Below are 16,000 nucleotides of genomic sequence, written 5' to 3'. Positions count from 1 at the left end.
CCGCTTCAGCGCGACTCGGAGGAGGGCGGCACCTTCGTGTTGCCCTTCTGCCGTTCGCGGAAGAGGGCGGCACGCATCAGGAAGATGGTGGTGATCGGCGCCGTCAGCACGATGAACAGCACGATCAGCACCGCGTGCAGGAACAGGCTGAAGCCCTGCACCGAGAAGTAGGCGATGGTGGCCACCGTCAGGCACCAGGCGCCCACCGTGGCGCCCAGCGTGGGCGCATGGATGCGGCGGAAGAAGGTGGGCATGCGCACCAGGCCGAAGGAGCCGATGGCCGCGAAGGCCGCGCCCAGCACCGCGAACACGGCGGTGATGATCTCCGCCCAAAGAGGAAGTGCGGTGGCGCTCATTCGATGACCTCCCCGCGCAGCAAGAACTTGGCGATCGAGGTCGACCCGACGAAGCCGAACAACGCCACCAGCATCGCCGCCTCGAAGTACACGCTGCTCGCGTAGTTGATGCCGAGCACCAGCATCATCAGCATGCCGTTGATGTACAGGCAGTCGAGCGCCATCACGCGGTCCTGCGCGGACGGGCCGGCCAGCAGGCGAAAGAGCGCGCACAGCATCGCCACGGCCAGCAGGAAGAGCGCGGCCTTCAGGGCCCAGAAGAGAACAGGCGTCATGATTCGAAAATCTCCATCAGCGGACGTTCGTAGCGGGTCTTGATCAGGGCGATGAAGGCCGCCTCGTCCTCGAGGTCGAACACGTGGATCAGCAGCGTGGTGCGGTCGAACGACACCTCGCCCCAGGCCGTGCCGGGCGTGAGGCACATGATCATCGCGAGCACGGCGAGGCCGTTGGGGTCGCGCATGTCCAGCGGAATCTGCACGAAGCGCGCCGAGATGTCGGCGGTGCGGCGCGTGAGCAGCAGCCGCGCCACGTCGTACGCGGACTTCAGCATGTCGAAGGTGACGAGGAACGACAGCCGCAGCGCCACGCCGGGCCGGCGCATGCGCACGGTGGCGGGGCGCAGGCCCTTGGTGATCAGCGGCACCGCAATGGCGAGCAGCGCGGCCGACAGCAGCGTGGCCGCTTCGAGCGACTGGTTGAGCAGCAGCCAGATGACGAACAGCGCGAACGACAGCGGCGGGGACGGCATCAGGCGCTTCATGGCTTCGCCTCCGCTTTCGCGGGCACCGGGTTGGGCACCTGCTTGGCACCGAGCACGGCGTTGCGGTACGCGGTGGGCGTGCGCAGGCCGCCGGCGGTGGCTTGCGCGTGCTGCATCACGGGCTCGGCCCAGACGGTGAGCGCGACGCAGGCCGCGAGCAGGGCGGCCACCGGCAGCACCTCGAGCGCGGGCAGCGAGGGCATGGTCGGGTGGTGCTGGGTCCAGAAATGGCGGATGCCGGTGCGGCTCAGCGCGATCAGCGAGAGAAAGCCCGAGACGATCAGAAGGCCCAGGAAGGTCCAGCCGGCCGAGGCCACGGCCCTGCCGTCGAGCAGGCCCGAGAGCATCGCGAACTTGCCGACAAAACCCGACAGCGGCGGCAGGCCCGCCAGCAGCAGCGTGCACAGCATGAAGCTCAGGCCCAGGAAGGCCACGCCCGCCGGGATGGCGCGGCCGTAGAGCGCCTGGGCATCGTCGTCGAGGTTCACGTCGTCGAGCGCGCGCAGGTCTTCGGCCAGGAAGGGCGCGTTGCCCGCCGCCTCGTGCGGCGCGACGCTCATGCCCGCGTTGCGCCAGCGCTCGATCATGTCGATCAGCAGGAAGAAGGCCGCCACCGCGAGCGTGGAGCTCAGCATGTAGTACAGCGCGCCCGCCCACACGGCCGGATCGCCCAGCCCGACGGCGGCCAGCAGCGTGCCCGCCGACACCAGCACGCTGAAGCCCGCGAGGTTCGACAACCGCTGCGTGCCGACGATGCCTATGGCGCCCACGAACAGCGTCGCCAGCCCCACGCCCACCAGCGCGGCCTGCCCGAAGGCGGCCGAGGCGCCGGTGTCGGGCGCGAACAGCACGGTCCACAGGCGCAGCACGGTGTACACGCCGAGCTTGGTGAGCAGCGCAAACACCGCGCCCACCGGCGACACGGCCGCGCTGTAGGCCGGCACCAGCCAGAAGTTGAGCGGCCACGCGCCCGCTTTGGCGAAGAACGCAGTGGCCAGGATGGCCGCGGCCGCATGCACCAGGCCGCGGTCGCCCGGCGCCAGTTCGGCGATGCGCGCGCCCAGGTCGGCCATGTTGAGCGTGCCGGTCACGCCGTACAGGATGGCCGCGCCGATCAGGAACAGCGACGAGGCCGCGAGGTTGATCGCGATGTAGTGCAGCCCGGCGCGCACGCGCAGCCGGCCAGAGCCGTGCAGCAGCAGACCGTACGAGGCGGCCAGCATCACCTCGAAGAACACGAACAGGTTGAACAGGTCGCCCGTGAGGAAGGCGCCGTTCAGGCCCATGAGCTGCAGCTGCAGCAGCGGATGAAAGTGCACGCCCGCGCGGTCCCAGCGCGAGGTGGAATAGATCGAGGCCGCGAAGGCCACCACGCCCGTGAGCGCGACCATCATGGTCGAGAGCCGGTCGGCCACCAGCGTGATGCCGAAGGGCGCGCGCCAGTTGCCCGGCAGGTACACGCCGATGGAGCCCGGGCCGCCGCCGGTGTCGGCCGCGTTCACCCAGCGCAGCAGCGCGAGCGCGGCCAGCAGGCCGACCAGGCCCGACACCACGCTGAGGAAGGACTTGGTGCGCCGGTGGTTCTCGTTCATCAGCAGCATCAGCGCCGCCGTGAGCATGGGCACGAGGATGGGCACCGCCACCAGGTGCGGCATGCTGAACTCGAGGAAGCGGTCGAGCAGGTGGAACACGTCGTTCATTCGACGGCCTCCCGCTCTTCACCGTCCACGTGGTCGGTGCCCGACAGGCCGCGCGAGGCGAGCATGACGACGAGGAACAGGGCGGTCATGGCGAAGCCGATCACGATGGCGGTGAGCACCAGCGCCTGCGGCATCGGGTCGGCCGTGTTGGCCAGCGTGGCCTTGAAGCCTTCGACCAGCACCGGCTCGCTGTCGACCTTGAGCCGGCCCATGCTGAAGATGAACAGGTTGACCGCGTAAGAGATGAGCGTGAGGCCCATGATGACCTGGAAGGTGCGCGGGCGCAGCAGCAGGTACACGCCCGAGCCGGTGAGCACGCCGATGGCGATGGCCAGCACGATTTCCATCAGCGGGCCCCCCCGGTGGCGGCAGCCGCTTCTTCGGCTTCGGCGGCCGCGCGGGCCTGCGCTTCTTTCTCTTCTTGTTCGTCGGCCCAGCGGTGGCTTCGGATGGACTGGTGGGCCAGCGCGGTCAGGATCAGCATGGTGGCGCCGAGCACCAGCGCGAACACGCCGATGTCGAAGAAGAGGGCACTGGGCACGTGCATGTCGCCCAGCAGCGGCACGTGCACGTGCGCGGTGTGCGTGGTCAGGAACGGGTAGCCGAACACGATCGCGCCGCCGCCGGTGGCGAGCGCGAACAGCAGGCCGATGGCGATCCAGCGGCGCGGGTAGATGCGCAGGTGCTCTTCCACCCACTCGGTGCCCGAGACGATGAACTGCAGTACCAGCGCGACCGACATCACCAGCCCCGCGACGAAGCCGCCGCCGGGCGCGTTGTGGCCGCGCATGAAGAAGTACACCGACACCAGCACGGCCACGGGCAGCACGAGGCGCACCAGCACGGCCGGCACCATCAGGTAGCCGATGGCGGAGTCGGTGGCGCGGCGCGGGTTCAGCAGGTCGCTGCTGCCGTCGTCGACCTGCAGCCGCTGCTGAATGGGCAGCGCCATCGATTCGATGGCCGGGCGGAAGCGCCGCAGCAGCGCATACACGGTGAGCGCCACGATGCCCAGCACCGTGATCTCGCCGAAGGTGTCGAAGCCGCGGAAGTCGACCAGCATCACGTTGACCACGTTGGTGCCGCCGCCTTCGGTGAGCGCGCGTTCGAGGAAGAAGGGCGAGATGCTCTGCGGGAAGGTGCGCGTCATCATGGCCCAGGCCAGCGCCGCCATGCCGCAGCCGGCGATGGTGGCCACCAGCAGGTCGCGCCCGCGGCGGCCCCAGGGGCGCAGCCGCATGCGCGCGGGCTGCACCACGTCCTTGCTGCGCATCGGCAGCCAGCGCAGGCCCAGCAGGATCAGCACGGTGGTCACGGCCTCGACCACCAGCTGCGTGAGCGCCAGGTCGGGCGCCGAGAACCAGATGTAGGTGACGCACGAGACCAGCCCGGCGCCCGCGGCCAGCATCAGCGCCGCGAGCCGGTGGAACTTGGCCTGCCAGGCGGCGGCCACGGCGCAGGTGCAGCCGATGAGCCAGGTCATCGCGAACATCGGCGAGAACGGCAGCAGCTCGCGCGTGCCGCGATCGGCCGGCGTGGCCCACAGCGAGGCCGCGGCGCCCGCCACGGCCACCACCACCAGCCACAGCAGCTGCCACTGCAGGCGGCGCGTGCCGAAGAGGCGGCGGCTGCGCCGGCCGGCTTCGCTCAGCAGTGCGATCAGGTGTTCGAAGATGAGCTGCCCGTCGAAGCGGTGCAGCAGCGGCGTGTGCTCCAGGCGCCCGCTGCCCAGCGGACGGCGCAGCAGCAGGTAGAGCACGGCGCCGCCTGCCAGCGCGACGAAGCTCATCATCAGCGGCAGGTTGAAGCCGTGCCACACGGCCAGGCTGTAGACGGGCAGCGTGCCGCCGACCACCGGCGTGGCCGCGGCCGCGAGCATCGGGCCGACCGACCAGGCCGGCGCCACGCCCACCACCAGGCACACCAGCACCAGCAACTCGACCGGCACGCGCATCCAGTGCGGCGGCTCGTGCGGGGGCTTGGGCACGTCGGGGCCACACGGAGGGCCGAAGAACACGTCGAACACGAAGCGCGCCGAGTACGCCACGCTGAAGATGCCCGCGAGGGTGGCGATGACCGGCAGGCTGAGGTCGATCCAGGGCGTGGCCTGGATGAAGACGGTCTCGGCGAAGAACATCTCCTTCGAGAGAAAGCCGTTGAGCAGCGGCACGCCGGCCATCGAGGCGCTGGCGATGATGGCCAGCGTGCCGGTGATGGGCATGAGGCGCATCAGGCCGCTGAGCTTGCGAATGTCGCGCGTGCCGGTCTCGTGGTCGATGATGCCGGCCGCCATGAACAGCGAGGCCTTGAAGGTCGCGTGGTTCATCACGTGGAAGACGGCCGCGACGGCCGCCAGCGGACTGTTCAGGCCCAGCAGCAGCGTGATGAGGCCCAGGTGCGAGATGGTCGAGTAGGCCAGCAGCGCCTTCAGGTCGCGCTGGAACATGGCCGCGAAGCCGCCCAGCAGCAGCGTGATCGCGCCCGCGCCGCCCACCATCCAGAACCATTGCTCGGTGCCCGAGAGCACGGGCCACAGCCGCGCCATCAGGAACACGCCCAGCTTCACCATGGTGGCCGAGTGCAGGTAGGCCGACACCGGCGTGGGCGCGGCCATGGCGCGCGGCAGCCAGAAGTGGAACGGGAACTGCGCGCTCTTGGTGAACGCGCCGAGCAGGATCAGCACCAGCGCCACCGGGTACAGCGCGTGTGCGCGGATGATGTCGCCCGAGGCCAGCACGATGTCGAGCTCGTAGCTGCCGACGATGCGGCCCAGCACGAGCACGCCGGCCAAAAGGCACAGCCCGCCCGCGCCGGTGACGGTGAGCGCCATGCGCGCACCGCGCCGCGCGTCGCGCCGGTGGTGCCAGTAGCCGATGAGCAGGAAGGAGAACAGGCTGGTGAGCTCCCAGAACAGCACCATCTGGATCAGGTTGCCCGAGAGCACCACGCCCATCATCGCGCCCATGAACGCGAGGAAGAACGAGAAGAAGCGCGGCACCGGGTCGGAGGCCGACATGTAGTAGCGCGCATAGAGCACCACCAGCGCGCCGATGCCCAGCACCAGCATGCAGAACAGCCACGCGAAGCCGTCGAGGCGGAACACGAGGTTCAGGCCGAGGGCGGGCAGCCACTCGATCTCCTGGCGCAGCACGTTGCCGTGCGCGATCTGCGGAAAGAGCCAGGCGACCTGGATCGCGCAGCCCAATGCGACGAGCCCTGCAAGGGTCGACTCCCGGTTGCGCGCGTTGGACGGCATCAACGCGGCCAGCACGCTGGCAAGAAAGGGGAGTGCGACGAGAAGGGCGAGGGGCATCGGGGGTCGATTCTATCGACCGACCCTCTGGGGAGCCCCTGTCTATAACCGCAGGAGCACGGGCAGTTTTGTCGCTGTCACGAAGCCAGCACGAGCTGCACGCTGCGGATGCCCAGCCAGGTCAGCACCAGCGAACCGCACAGGTGCAGCAGGCCGGTGCCCAGCGCCAGCAGCGGTCGTCCGCCGAGCAGCAGCGCGACCACTTCGGCCGAGAAGCTCGAGAAGGTCGTGAGCCCGCCGAGAAAGCCGGTGATGAGCAGCAGCCGCCACACCGGGTCGAGCTGCGGCAGCGCCTGGAACACGGCCACCGCCACGCCGACGAGGTAGCCGCCGACGAGGTTGGCGGCCAGCGTGCCGTAGGGCACGGGGCCGCCGGTGTTGAGCCACAGGCCCAGGCCCCAGCGGGCGAGGGCGCCGCACGAGGCGCCCACGCAGATCGCTAGAACCGGCAATAGAGGAGGCATCCGTTCCCTTGTCGTCGTCGCACTGTCATTTCTCCTTGCCCATCACCAGGTCGGGCAGGATCGTGACGATACCCGGGAACAGCGTGATCAGCGCGATGCACAGCACAAGGCAGAAGAAGAACGGAATCGCCGCCTTGGCGATCACGTTGCTGTCTTTTCCAGTCATGTTCTGCAGCACGAACAGGTTGAAGCCGACGGGCGGCGTGACCTCGGCGATCTCGACCAGCAGCACCACGAAGATGCCGAACCAGACCAGGTCGAAGCCCGCCTTCTGGATCATCGGCAGTACCACGGCGCTGGTCAGCACGATCATCGAAATGCCGTCCAGCGCCGTGCCCAGCACCAGGTACACCACCACCAGCGCACCGATGAGCGCGTAGGGCGACAGGTGCATGCTGTCGACCCACTCGGCCAGCTCGCGCGGGATGCCGGTGAAGGCCATGGTCTTGGTGAGGAACGCGGCCCCGGCCAGGATGAACATGATCATGCAGCTGGTGCGCGTGGCGCCCATGATCCCGTCCTTGAAGTTCTGCCAGGTCAGGCTCTTGCCGTAGGCCGCGATGGCCAGCGAGCCCAGCACGCCGAAGGCCGCGCACTCGGTGGCCGTGGCCCAGCCGGCCACCAGCACCCAGACGATGAACACGATCAGCAGCGCACAGGGAATGAGGTTGCCCGACAGCCGGATCTTTTCCTTGAAGGTGGTGGGCGGGTCGGCCGGCGGCACCTGGTCGGGGTGGCGCAGGCTCCACCAGCCGATGTAGCCCGAGAACAGCAGCATCAGCAGGAAGCCCGGCAGGAAGCCGGCCAGGAAGATGCGGATGATGGAAGCATCGGCCGCCACCGCGTACACCACCATGGTGATCGAGGGCGGGATCAGGATGCCCAGCGTGCCGGCGGTGGCCAGCGAGCCGATGGCCAGCTTCTCGTTGTAGCCGCGGCGCTTGAGCTCGGGCAGCGCCACCTTGGCGATGGTGGCGCAGGTGGCGGCCGAGGAGCCCGAGACCGAGCCGAACACGCCGCAGCCGAGGATGGTGGTGTGCATGAGCCGGCCGGGCACGCGGTTGAGCCACGGGCGCAGGCCTTCGAACATCTCCTCGCTGAGCTTGGTGCGGAACAGGATCTCGCCCATCCAGATGAACAGCGGCAGCGCCGCCAGCTCCCAGCTCGCGTTGCTTTCCCAGAAGGCCGAGAACAGGTTCTTGCCGGGCAGCGTGTTGGTGAAGAAGGCCTGGCCGACCCAGCCGACGATGGCCAGGGTCATGGCGATCCAGACGCCGCCGGCGAGCAGCAACAGCATGATGCCGAGCAGCAGCGCGCCCATCAAAAGGGTTTCGAGCATCGGTGTCTTTGTTGTTGTCGTTCAGACGTCGGAAGAGAAGTCGCCCGCCGCGTGGCGCTCTTCGACGGCGCGCTGGTAGCTGGGCTTCTCGCCGCGCACCACGCCCACCAGCTCATCGACCATGGCGATCAAGAGCAGCCAGCAGCCGATCACGAAGCTCGATTGCGGAATCCAGATCGGGATCACGAGCAGGCCCGTGGCCATCTCCTTGAACTCGTAGCTCTCGTAGGTGAAGCTGGTGGCCCAGTAGGTCAGGTAGGCGACCGACACGGCGGCGACCAGCAGGCAGGCCACGTCGAGCACGCGGCGCACCTTCGGCGGCACGGCATCGAGCAGCAGCGTGACGCGCACGAAGTCGCCGTGCCGGAACGCATGCGCCATCGCGAAGAAGGCCGCCGCCGCGCACAGCCACGCCACCGCGTCATTGAGCCCGCTCACGTGCCAGTTCATCTGCCGGCCCACGCCGGCCACGATCATCAGCACGAAGATCAGGAAGACGCAGAACGCACCGAGCGCGCCGGCACCGTTGTACAGGCGGTCTAGGAAGCGCCTCACGGTTTACTTCTTCTTGTAGGCGTCGACGATGGCGGCGCCGTCGGCACCCGCGGCCTTGAGCCAGTCGGCCTGCATGATGCCGCCGACCTGGCGCATGTCGGTGTCCAGCTTGGGCGAGGGCTTGTGGATCTTCATGCCGCGCTCGGCCAGCAGGCGCTTGTACTCGTCGTTCTTCTCCTGCGCGACCTTCCAGCCGCGTGCTTCCGCGTCGGCGGCAGCCTTGGTGACGGCGGCCTTGCCGGCGGCATCGAGCGCGTCGAAGGCCTTGGCATTCACGAGGATCGCGTTCTTCGGAATCCAGGCCTGCGTGTCGTAGAAGTTCTTGATGTGCTCGAAGGTCTTGGTGTCATAGCCGGTGGAGCCCGAGCTCATGTAGCTCTCGATCACGCCGGTGGCCATGGCGGCGCTGAGTTCGGCCTGCTGGATCTGCACGGGCTGCGCGCCGATGAGCTCGGCGATCTTGGCCGTGGCCGGGCTGTAGGCACGCCACTTGATGCCACGCAGGTCGGCCACCGAGCCGATCTCCTTCTTGGTGTAGATGCCCTGCGGCGCCCAGGGCACCACGAACAGCACCTTGATGCCCTGCGCGGCCAGCAGCTTGTCCATCGCGGGCTTGGAAGCGTCGTAGAGCTTGCGGGCTTCGGGATAGGTGGTGGCCAGGAAGGGCACGCCGTCCAGCGCGTAGATCGGGTTCTCATTGGCGTAGTTGGCCAGCAGGATCTCGCCGGCCTGGGCCTGGCCGCTTTGCACGGCGCGCTTGATCTCGGGCGCCTTGAACAGCGACGCGTTGGCGTGCACCGTGATCTTCAGCTTGCCGCCGGTGGCCGCGTCCACGTCTTTGGCGAACTGCGTGATGTTCTCGGTGTGGTAGTTGGTCGCGGGGTAGGCGGTGGGCAGGTCCCACTTGGTTTGCGCGAAGGCGGCGGCGCCAAGGGTGAGGCCCGCCAGGGCAATGCCGAACTTGTGATTCATGGACGCGCTCCGGAATGTAGTCAAAGCTGAATGAAAGAAAAGCATACGTGCAAATTCCGGGCCATTCGCTGAGGCATTTCCCTGCCATGTGGTGTCGATGCGGCACCCGGTGCGGGCATGAAAAAACCGCCTCGAGGGCGGTTTCTTCGGTTCAGGTCGGCGTCACTGCTTGGCGGGTTTCGCCTCGGCCACCTTGGCGGCCTTGCTTGCCTTGGCCGGTGCCGCCGCGCCGTTGAAGCTCTGGCCGTTGACCGTCAGGCCCTCGGCCGACAGCTTGGCCGCGCTCTTTTCCTTCACGCCCTTCACGCGCTGCATGAGGTCGGGCCAGTCCTTGAACTCGCCTTCCTTGCGCGCGTCGAGGATGCGCTTGGACAGCGACGGGCCGACGCCCTTGAGGCCGTCGAGGTCGGCGGCGCTGCCCTTGTTGGCGTCGACGGCGGCAAACGAGACGGCCGCGAAGCACATGGCGAGCGTGGCGATGACTTTCTTGAACATGGTGAAAACTCCCTCTTCAATCGTTGGTATGGCTATGCCGACAGGAATATCGGCTTCGGCTCAACGAGAGGGCGCGCGCGGCAGTTGACGTGAAAACGGGGCCAGAGGCCCCGTGTGACGATTGTTCTGAACCGTGGTCAGAGTTCTTCCACGCGCCGCGGTGGATAGCTGTCCCAGGCCTGGCAGCCGGGGCAGTGCCAGAAGTACTGGTGCGCCTCGAAGCCGCAGGCCGCGCAGCGGTAGCGCATGAGCGGACGGGTCGCCTGGTCGAGTGCGCGTTGCACCTGCGGGTGGAACTGCTCGTGCTCGAAGCGCTCGCCGGCCAGCCAGCGCGATGCCGCGACCAGCGAGGGTTGGTGCGCGAGGTGGGCGATGTAGCTGTCGCGCGGCGTGGGGGCGGGTGCTTCTTCGGCGGGCGTGTCCGATGCCGTGCGGGCCGGCGTGCCGCCGAGCGCGATCAGCGCCTCGAGCACGTCGATCGACGGCGACTCGGCATAGCGCCGCTGCAGCAGCGCCAGCGCCTCGCCTTCGCGCTGCGCGGCCACGGCGGCCTTCTGCAGCGACGCGGCGTACAGCGGCAGCGCCAGCGGCGCCGTGTCGCTGAGCCCTTCGAGCGTGTCGAAGGCCGCGGCGGCTTCGCCGTTGCGCAGCTGCAAGGTGGCGGTGTCGATGGCCGGGCGCGGTGCCTGCGGCGCCAGGGCGCGGGCCTGCGTGAGCAGGTCGCCGGCGCCCTGCAGGTCGCCGGCCGCCACGCGTTCGTTGGCCTGCTCGCACAGGTGGTGGGCGCGGCGCGTGCTGTAGCTGGCCTGGTCGGACTCGTCGAGCTTTTGCGCCACGTCGGCGGCCTGCGCCCATTCGCGCGAGCGTTCGTAGATGGCCAGCAGCGCGAGCCGGGCCTCGTTCTCGTAGCGCGTGCCTTCGAGCTTCTGCAGCGCCGCTTCGGCGCGGTCGAGCAGGCCGGCGCGCAGGAAGTCTTGCGCCAGCGCGTGCTGCGCGCGCTCGCGGTCGGCACGGCTCAGGTCGCCGCGGCCCAGCAGATGCTCGTGCACGCGCACCGCGCGCTGGTACTCGCCGCGGCGGCGAAACAGGTTGCCGAGCGCGAAGTGCAGCTCCTGCGTGTCGGGGTCGTTCTGCACGGCCTCGATGAAGGCGTCGATGGCCTGGTCCTGCTGCTCGTTGAGCAGGAAGTTCAGGCCGCGAAAGTAGGCCTTGGGCGCCTGCCGGTTCTCGAGCTTGAGCTGGCGGATGTCGAAGCGCGATGCGAGCCAGCCCAGCACGAAGGCGACGGGCAGGCCGATCAGCAGCCAGCTGGGATCAAAGTCCATGTTGACGTACGGCGGGAAGGTCGGTGGCGGAGATGGACGGCGTTGCCGCGGAGGCGGTCGCAGTGGCCAGCGGTGCGGGCGAGGGGGCTTCGGTGGTCGCAGGCACTTGCGCCGCGGCGGCGCGGTGTTTCCACCAGCCGGGCAGCATGCCCAGCGCGCCGACCACGAGCCCGCCGGCAAAGGCCGCGAGCACGACGAGCACCAGCGGCGCGCGCCAGTGGGTTCCGAAGAAGAAGTAGACGGTCGCGTCGTGCTGGTTGTTCAGCGCGAAGGCGAAGAGCGTAAAAAAAATGGCTGCCTTGAGCAGCCACAGGAGGTATTTCATAGCTGTTCCCGTTGCCGGGAGCATTCTACGTTTGCATTCATTTGCATCAGGCCTTGCGGCCGGCGGCTTCCTTGCCTGCATCGAGCTCGGCGGTCTTCGCGTCGACGGCTTCGCGCAGCGCCTTGCCCGGCTTGAAGTGCGGCACGCGCTTCTCGGGAATCTGCACGCTCTCGCCCGAACGCGGGTTGCGGCCGATGCGCGGCGGACGGCGGTTAACCGAGAAGCTGCCGAAGCCACGGATCTCGATGCGGTGGCCGCGCACCAGCGCGTCGCTCATGGCGTCCAGGATGGTCTTGACGGCGTATTCGGCATCGCGGTGCGTGAGCTGCGCGAAACGGGCTGCGAGTTCTTCGACGAGGTCTGAGCGGGTCATAGGCCAAACATAAACGAAAAACGTGGACGAAAAAAAAGACAGAGCGGCCCCGGGGGCCTGCCTCTGTCTTCGGACTCAGCTTACTTGTTGTCGCTGTTGTCGAGCTTGGCGCGCAGCAGGGCGCCCAGGCTGGTCGTGCCCGCGTTTTCGCGTGCCGACTGCTGGCTCAGGCTGGCCATGGCGCCTTGTTCGTCGACCATGTCCTTCTGCTTGATCGACAGCTGGATGTTGCGGGTCTTGCGATCCACATTCACCACGATGGCCGTGACTTCGTCGCCTTCCTTGAGCACGTTGCGGGCATCTTCGACGCGGTCGCGCGAGATTTCCGAAGCACGCAGGTAGCCGATGATGTCTTCGCCGAGGTCGATTTCAGCGCCGCGGGCGTCCACGGTCTTGACCTTGCCGGTCACGATCTGGCCCTTGTCGTTCACGGTGGTGAACGTGGTGAACGGATCGCTGTCGAGCTGCTTGATGCCCAGCGAGATGCGTTCGCGGTCGACGTCGACAGCCAGCACGATCGCTTCGACTTCCTGGCCCTTCTTGTAGTTGCGAACGGCGGTTTCGCCGGTTTCGTTCCACGAGAGGTCCGAGAGGTGAACCAGGCCGTCGATGCCGGCAGCCAGGCCCACGAACACGCCGAAGTCGGTGATCGACTTGATCGGGCCCTTGACGCGGTCGCCACGCTTCGTGTTCTGGGCGAACTCTTGCCACGGGTTGGCCTTGCACTGCTTCATGCCCAGGCTGATGCGGCGCTTGTCTTCGTCGATTTCCAGGACCATGACTTCGACTTCGTCGCCCAGCGAGACGATCTTGTTCGGAGCGATGTTCTTGTTGGTCCAGTCCATTTCGGAGACGTGCACCAGGCCTTCGATGCCGGGTTCGAGTTCGACGAACGCGCCGTAGTCGGCAATGTTCGTGACCTTGCCGAACAGGCGGGTCGATTGCGGGTAGCGGCGCGAAACGCCCATCCACGGGTCGTCACCCATTTGCTTGAGACCCAGCGAGACACGGTTCTTTTCGGTGTCGAACTTGAGGATCTTGGCGGTGATTTCCTGGCCGGCCTGAACGACTTCGCTCGGGTGGCGGACACGGCGCCATGCCATGTCGGTGATGTGCAGCAGGCCGTCGATGCCGCCGAGGTCCACGAACGCACCGTATTCGGTGATGTTCTTGACCACGCCGCGCACGACTGCGCCTTCCTTCAGGGTTTCCATCAGCTTGGCGCGTTCTTCGCCCATGCTGGCTTCGACCACGGCACGGCGCGACAGCACGACGTTGTTGCGCTTGCGATCGAGCTTGATGACCTTGAATTCGAGGGTCTTGTTTTCGTACGGGGTCAGGTCCTTGATCGGACGCGTGTCGATCAGCGAACCCGGCAGGAACGCGCGGATGCCGTTGACCAGGACGGTGAGACCGCCCTTGACCTTGCCGCTGGTGGTGCCGGTGACGAAGTCGCCCGATTCCAGGGCCTTCTCGAGGGCGAGCCACGAAGCCAGACGCTTGGCGGTGTCGCGCGAGAGGATGGTGTCGCCGTAGCCGTTTTCAACGCTGCCGATGGCAACGGAAACGAAATCGCCGGCCTGGACTTCGAGTTCGCCCTTGTCGTTCTTGAACTCTTCGATCGGCACATACGCTTCGGACTTCAGACCGGCGTTGACGACGACGTGGTTGTGTTCGACGCGCACGACTTCGGCGGTGATGACCTCGCCGCTGCGCATTTCGGAACGCTTCAGGGACTCTTCGAATAGGTCGGCAAAAGATTCAGACATTTATGGTTCCTTCCGTCAGGCAGGGTTGGCAGGCGCTCTTGCGAAATTGCGTGCGGCTGCTGTGGGTCTGTAGACGGCGGTTAGGTTGTGGGCGTGAGCCCGGTTGGTTGAACAACCAGCAGGCCGGTGCGCTGTCGCGCGGAAGGAGCCTGCTGGAGCGGTAGGCGCCACCCGGAACACCCGGGAGACGCAAGCCTTTCAAGCGGACTTGAAAGGCTGCACTTCAATCCGCTCAAGCGGACTTGAACGGTTGAACCTGCTGCCACCAGTTCAACACCGTGTCGATCGAGCGTTCGATGGACAGCTGGGAGTTGTCGAGGTGGCGAGCGTCCTGCGCCGGCTTCAGAGGTGCAACGCTGCGGGAAGAGTCCCGGGCGTCACGTGCTTCCAAGTCGGAGCGAAGACTGTCGAGTGTAGTCGAAATACCCTTTGAAATCAACTGCTTATGCCGCCGTTCGGCGCGCTGGGCGGCACCCGCCGTGAGGAACACCTTGAGCGCTGCGTCGGGGAAGATCACGGTGCCCATGTCGCGCCCGTCGGCCACCAGGCCGGGCAGGCGGCGAAAGCGGTGCTGCAGGTCTTGCAGCGCCTCGCGCACGGCGGGCAGCGCGGAGACGCGCGAGGCGTCCATGCCGGCGGCTTCGGTGCGGATGTCGTCGCTCACGTCTTCGCCGGCCAGCAGCACCTTGCCCTCGGTGAACCGCAGGGGCAGGACGGCGGCGAGGGCGGCGATCTGCGCTTCGTTCGCGGCGTTGGCCTCCAGGCCGGCGCGGCGCGCGGCAAGCCCGGTCACGCGGTACAGCGAGCCCGAATCGAGGTAGTGGTAGCCCAGCAGGCGCGCCACCTCGGCGGCCAGCGTGCCCTTGCCCGAGGCGGTCGGGCCGTCGATGCAGATCACGGGCACTTCGGCGGCCTCGGCCACCGAGAACAGGGTCTCGAAGTAGTCGGGGAAGGTCTTGGCGACGCAGTGCGGCTCGAGGATGCGCACCGGCACGCCGGCCGGGTTGAAGGCCGCGAGCGAGAAGCACATGGCGACCCGGTGGTCGTCGTAGGTGCGGATGCTGGCGGGCCGCCAGCCGGCGGCGGGCAGGGGGTGGACGCGGATGAAGTCCGGCCCGGCCTCGACCGTCGCGCCGAGCTTTTGCAGCTCGTTCGCCATGGCGTCGATGCGGTCGGTTTCCTTCACGCGCCAGCTCGCGATGTTGCGCAGCGTGGTGGGGCCGTCGGCGTACAACGCCATGACGGCCAGCGTCATGGCGGCGTCGGGGATGTGGTTCGCGTCGAGATCGATGGCCTTGAGCGGCCAGGCGCCGCGGCGGATTTCGAGCCAGTTCGGGCCGCTGTCGACCCGCGCGCCCATCTGCTGGGCAGCGTCGATGAAGCGGATGTCGCCCTGGATCGAGGCCGCGCCGACGCCTTCGATGCGGATGCCGTTCTGGCCCGAGACGCCCGTCGCAATGGCGCCGAGTGCTATGAAATAGCTAGCAGAGGAGGCGTCCGCCTCGACGTGGATCTCGCCCGGCGAGCTGTAGCGGCTGCCGGCGGGGATGGTGAAGCGCTCCCAGCCGTCACGCTGCACCGTGATGCCGAAGCGCGCCAGCAGGTTCAGCGTGATCTCGATGTAGGGCTTGGAGATCAGCTCGCCGACGACCTCGATCACGATGTCGTCGGCCGCCGCGAGCGGCAGCGCCAGCAGCAGGGCGGTCAGGAACTGGCTGGACACATCGCCGCGCACGCGGATCGGTGCGCCCAGCGCCAGCTCGTCGTGCGACACCGGGTGGATGCGCAGCGGCGGGTAGCCGGGATTGCCGAGGTAGTCGATGCGGCAGCCGAGCTGCGTTAGGGCGTCGACCAGGTCGCCGATCGGGCGCTCGTGCATGCGCGGCACGCCGCTGAGCTCGAATTCGCCGCCGAGCAGCGACAGCGCCGCCGTCAGCGGACGCATGGCGGTGCCGGCATTGCCCAGGAACAGCGGCAGCAGCGTCGCGCCCAGCGACGGCGGCAGCTGGCCGCCCAGGCCCGTGATGCGCAGCGAGGCGCCGGCCGGCTCGATGCCGCAGCCCAGCGCGCGCAGGGCGTCGAGCATCACGCGCGTGTCGTCGGAATCGAGCAGGTCGTGGATCGTGGTGGTGCCGCTGGCGAGCGCCGCCAGCAGCAGCACGCGGTTGGAGATGCTCTTGGAGCCCGGCAGCCGGACCGTGCCGGCGGCGCCCGCGAGGGGCGGGAGGTCGAGGAAGGCGGTCGAGAACAT

At 67.8% G+C, this 16,000-nt stretch carries 16 protein-coding genes; all 16 read right to left on the bottom strand.

Annotation, left to right across the window (positions count from 1 at the left end; genetic code table 11):
* Window positions 1-5: 5 nt before the first annotated feature.
* Entirely contained in the window at window positions 6-356 is a 351-nt protein-coding gene (gene mnhG / locus VBO01S_RS00170; RefSeq protein ID WP_062468694.1) for a monovalent cation/H(+) antiporter subunit G, read from the bottom strand.
* Window positions 353-631: a K+/H+ antiporter subunit F gene (locus VBO01S_RS00165; protein WP_062468691.1), complete on the bottom strand. Its 279-nt coding sequence runs from the start codon at window positions 629-631 to the stop codon at window positions 353-355. The genes mnhG and VBO01S_RS00165 overlap by 4 nt, the downstream gene beginning before the upstream one ends.
* A complete protein-coding gene (locus tag VBO01S_RS00160) occupies window positions 628-1,119 on the bottom strand; it encodes a Na+/H+ antiporter subunit E (protein ID WP_062468688.1) in 492 nt (163 codons plus the stop codon). Before VBO01S_RS00160 ends, VBO01S_RS00165 begins: the two co-directional genes overlap by 4 nt.
* On the bottom strand, window positions 1,116-2,819 hold the full coding sequence (locus VBO01S_RS00155; RefSeq protein WP_062468685.1) for a monovalent cation/H+ antiporter subunit D: 1,704 nt from the start codon (window positions 2,817-2,819) through the stop codon (window positions 1,116-1,118). Before VBO01S_RS00155 ends, VBO01S_RS00160 begins: the two co-directional genes overlap by 4 nt.
* The gene (locus tag VBO01S_RS00150; RefSeq protein ID WP_056582686.1) at window positions 2,816-3,166 is read right to left on the bottom strand and encodes a Na+/H+ antiporter subunit C; all 351 of its coding nucleotides are present in this window, start codon (window positions 3,164-3,166) and stop codon (window positions 2,816-2,818) included. The genes VBO01S_RS00155 and VBO01S_RS00150 overlap by 4 nt, the downstream gene beginning before the upstream one ends.
* Window positions 3,166-6,132, bottom strand: coding sequence for a monovalent cation/H+ antiporter subunit A (locus VBO01S_RS00145; protein WP_062468682.1), 2,967 nt, complete (start codon window positions 6,130-6,132; stop codon window positions 3,166-3,168). Before VBO01S_RS00145 ends, VBO01S_RS00150 begins: the two co-directional genes overlap by 1 nt.
* 77 nt (window positions 6,133-6,209) lie before the next feature.
* Window positions 6,210-6,596 carry a fluoride efflux transporter CrcB gene (gene crcB / locus VBO01S_RS00140; RefSeq protein ID WP_062468679.1) on the bottom strand — a complete coding sequence of 129 codons (387 nt, stop codon included), beginning with the start codon at window positions 6,594-6,596 and terminating at the stop codon, window positions 6,210-6,212.
* Between the two features lie 25 nt (window positions 6,597-6,621).
* Entirely contained in the window at window positions 6,622-7,935 is a 1,314-nt protein-coding gene (locus VBO01S_RS00135) for a TRAP transporter large permease (RefSeq protein WP_174543614.1), read from the bottom strand.
* A 21-nt stretch (window positions 7,936-7,956) separates the two neighbouring features.
* Complete coding sequence (locus VBO01S_RS00130) at window positions 7,957-8,490, bottom strand: TRAP transporter small permease (RefSeq protein ID WP_062468676.1); 534 nt, start codon at window positions 8,488-8,490, stop codon at window positions 7,957-7,959.
* 3 nt (window positions 8,491-8,493) lie between these two features.
* Window positions 8,494-9,462: a TRAP transporter substrate-binding protein gene (locus VBO01S_RS00125; protein WP_062468673.1), complete on the bottom strand. Its 969-nt coding sequence runs from the start codon at window positions 9,460-9,462 to the stop codon at window positions 8,494-8,496.
* Between the two features lie 162 nt (window positions 9,463-9,624).
* Entirely contained in the window at window positions 9,625-9,957 is a 333-nt protein-coding gene (locus VBO01S_RS00120) for a ComEA family DNA-binding protein (RefSeq protein WP_062468671.1), read from the bottom strand.
* A gap of 137 nt (window positions 9,958-10,094) precedes the next feature.
* Window positions 10,095-11,282: a lipopolysaccharide assembly protein LapB gene (lapB, locus tag VBO01S_RS00115; RefSeq protein ID WP_062468668.1), complete on the bottom strand. Its 1,188-nt coding sequence runs from the start codon at window positions 11,280-11,282 to the stop codon at window positions 10,095-10,097.
* On the bottom strand, window positions 11,272-11,607 hold the full coding sequence (locus tag VBO01S_RS00110; protein WP_062468665.1) for a LapA family protein: 336 nt from the start codon (window positions 11,605-11,607) through the stop codon (window positions 11,272-11,274). The genes lapB and VBO01S_RS00110 overlap by 11 nt, the downstream gene beginning before the upstream one ends.
* A gap of 46 nt (window positions 11,608-11,653) precedes the next feature.
* Window positions 11,654-11,980 carry an integration host factor subunit beta gene (locus tag VBO01S_RS00105; RefSeq protein WP_056582668.1) on the bottom strand — a complete coding sequence of 109 codons (327 nt, stop codon included), beginning with the start codon at window positions 11,978-11,980 and terminating at the stop codon, window positions 11,654-11,656.
* 80 nt (window positions 11,981-12,060) lie between these two features.
* The gene (gene rpsA / locus VBO01S_RS00100) at window positions 12,061-13,749 is read right to left on the bottom strand and encodes a 30S ribosomal protein S1 (RefSeq protein WP_062468664.1); all 1,689 of its coding nucleotides are present in this window, start codon (window positions 13,747-13,749) and stop codon (window positions 12,061-12,063) included.
* 232 nt (window positions 13,750-13,981) lie between these two features.
* Window positions 13,982-16,000 carry a bifunctional 3-phosphoshikimate 1-carboxyvinyltransferase/cytidylate kinase gene (locus tag VBO01S_RS00095; RefSeq protein WP_062468661.1) on the bottom strand — a complete coding sequence of 673 codons (2,019 nt, stop codon included), beginning with the start codon at window positions 15,998-16,000 and terminating at the stop codon, window positions 13,982-13,984.

It is taken from the genome of Variovorax boronicumulans NBRC 103145, from assembly GCF_001591345.1.
GTDB lineage: Bacteria > Pseudomonadota > Gammaproteobacteria > Burkholderiales > Burkholderiaceae_C > Variovorax > Variovorax boronicumulans.
Note: the sequence above shows the minus strand (reverse complement) of the source record. Positions and strands in the feature narration are given on the sequence as shown.

What these genes read in the sequence shown, in the direction of transcription:
- mnhG (WP_062468694.1), bottom strand. Translation starts at nt 356, where the DNA reads ATGAGCGCCACCGCACTTCCTCTTTGGGCGGAGATCATCACCGCCGTG.
- VBO01S_RS00165 (WP_062468691.1), bottom strand. Translation starts at nt 631, where the DNA reads ATGACGCCTGTTCTCTTCTGGGCCCTGAAGGCCGCGCTCTTCCTGCTG.
- VBO01S_RS00160 (WP_062468688.1), bottom strand. Translation starts at nt 1,119, where the DNA reads ATGAAGCGCCTGATGCCGTCCCCGCCGCTGTCGTTCGCGCTGTTCGTC.
- VBO01S_RS00155 (WP_062468685.1), bottom strand. Translation starts at nt 2,819, where the DNA reads ATGAACGACGTGTTCCACCTGCTCGACCGCTTCCTCGAGTTCAGCATG.
- VBO01S_RS00150 (WP_056582686.1), bottom strand. Translation starts at nt 3,166, where the DNA reads ATGGAAATCGTGCTGGCCATCGCCATCGGCGTGCTCACCGGCTCGGGC.
- VBO01S_RS00145 (WP_062468682.1), bottom strand. Translation starts at nt 6,132, where the DNA reads ATGCCCCTCGCCCTTCTCGTCGCACTCCCCTTTCTTGCCAGCGTGCTG.
- crcB (WP_062468679.1), bottom strand. Translation starts at nt 6,596, where the DNA reads ATGCCTCCTCTATTGCCGGTTCTAGCGATCTGCGTGGGCGCCTCGTGC.
- VBO01S_RS00135 (WP_174543614.1), bottom strand. Translation starts at nt 7,935, where the DNA reads ATGCTCGAAACCCTTTTGATGGGCGCGCTGCTGCTCGGCATCATGCTG.
- VBO01S_RS00125 (WP_062468673.1), bottom strand. Translation starts at nt 9,462, where the DNA reads ATGAATCACAAGTTCGGCATTGCCCTGGCGGGCCTCACCCTTGGCGCC.
- VBO01S_RS00120 (WP_062468671.1), bottom strand. Translation starts at nt 9,957, where the DNA reads ATGTTCAAGAAAGTCATCGCCACGCTCGCCATGTGCTTCGCGGCCGTC.
- lapB (WP_062468668.1), bottom strand. Translation starts at nt 11,282, where the DNA reads ATGGACTTTGATCCCAGCTGGCTGCTGATCGGCCTGCCCGTCGCCTTC.
- VBO01S_RS00110 (WP_062468665.1), bottom strand. Translation starts at nt 11,607, where the DNA reads ATGAAATACCTCCTGTGGCTGCTCAAGGCAGCCATTTTTTTTACGCTC.
- VBO01S_RS00105 (WP_056582668.1), bottom strand. Translation starts at nt 11,980, where the DNA reads ATGACCCGCTCAGACCTCGTCGAAGAACTCGCAGCCCGTTTCGCGCAG.
- rpsA (WP_062468664.1), bottom strand. Translation starts at nt 13,749, where the DNA reads ATGTCTGAATCTTTTGCCGACCTATTCGAAGAGTCCCTGAAGCGTTCC.
- VBO01S_RS00095 (WP_062468661.1), bottom strand. Translation starts at nt 16,000, where the DNA reads ATGTTCTCGACCGCCTTCCTCGACCTCCCGCCCCTCGCGGGCGCCGCC.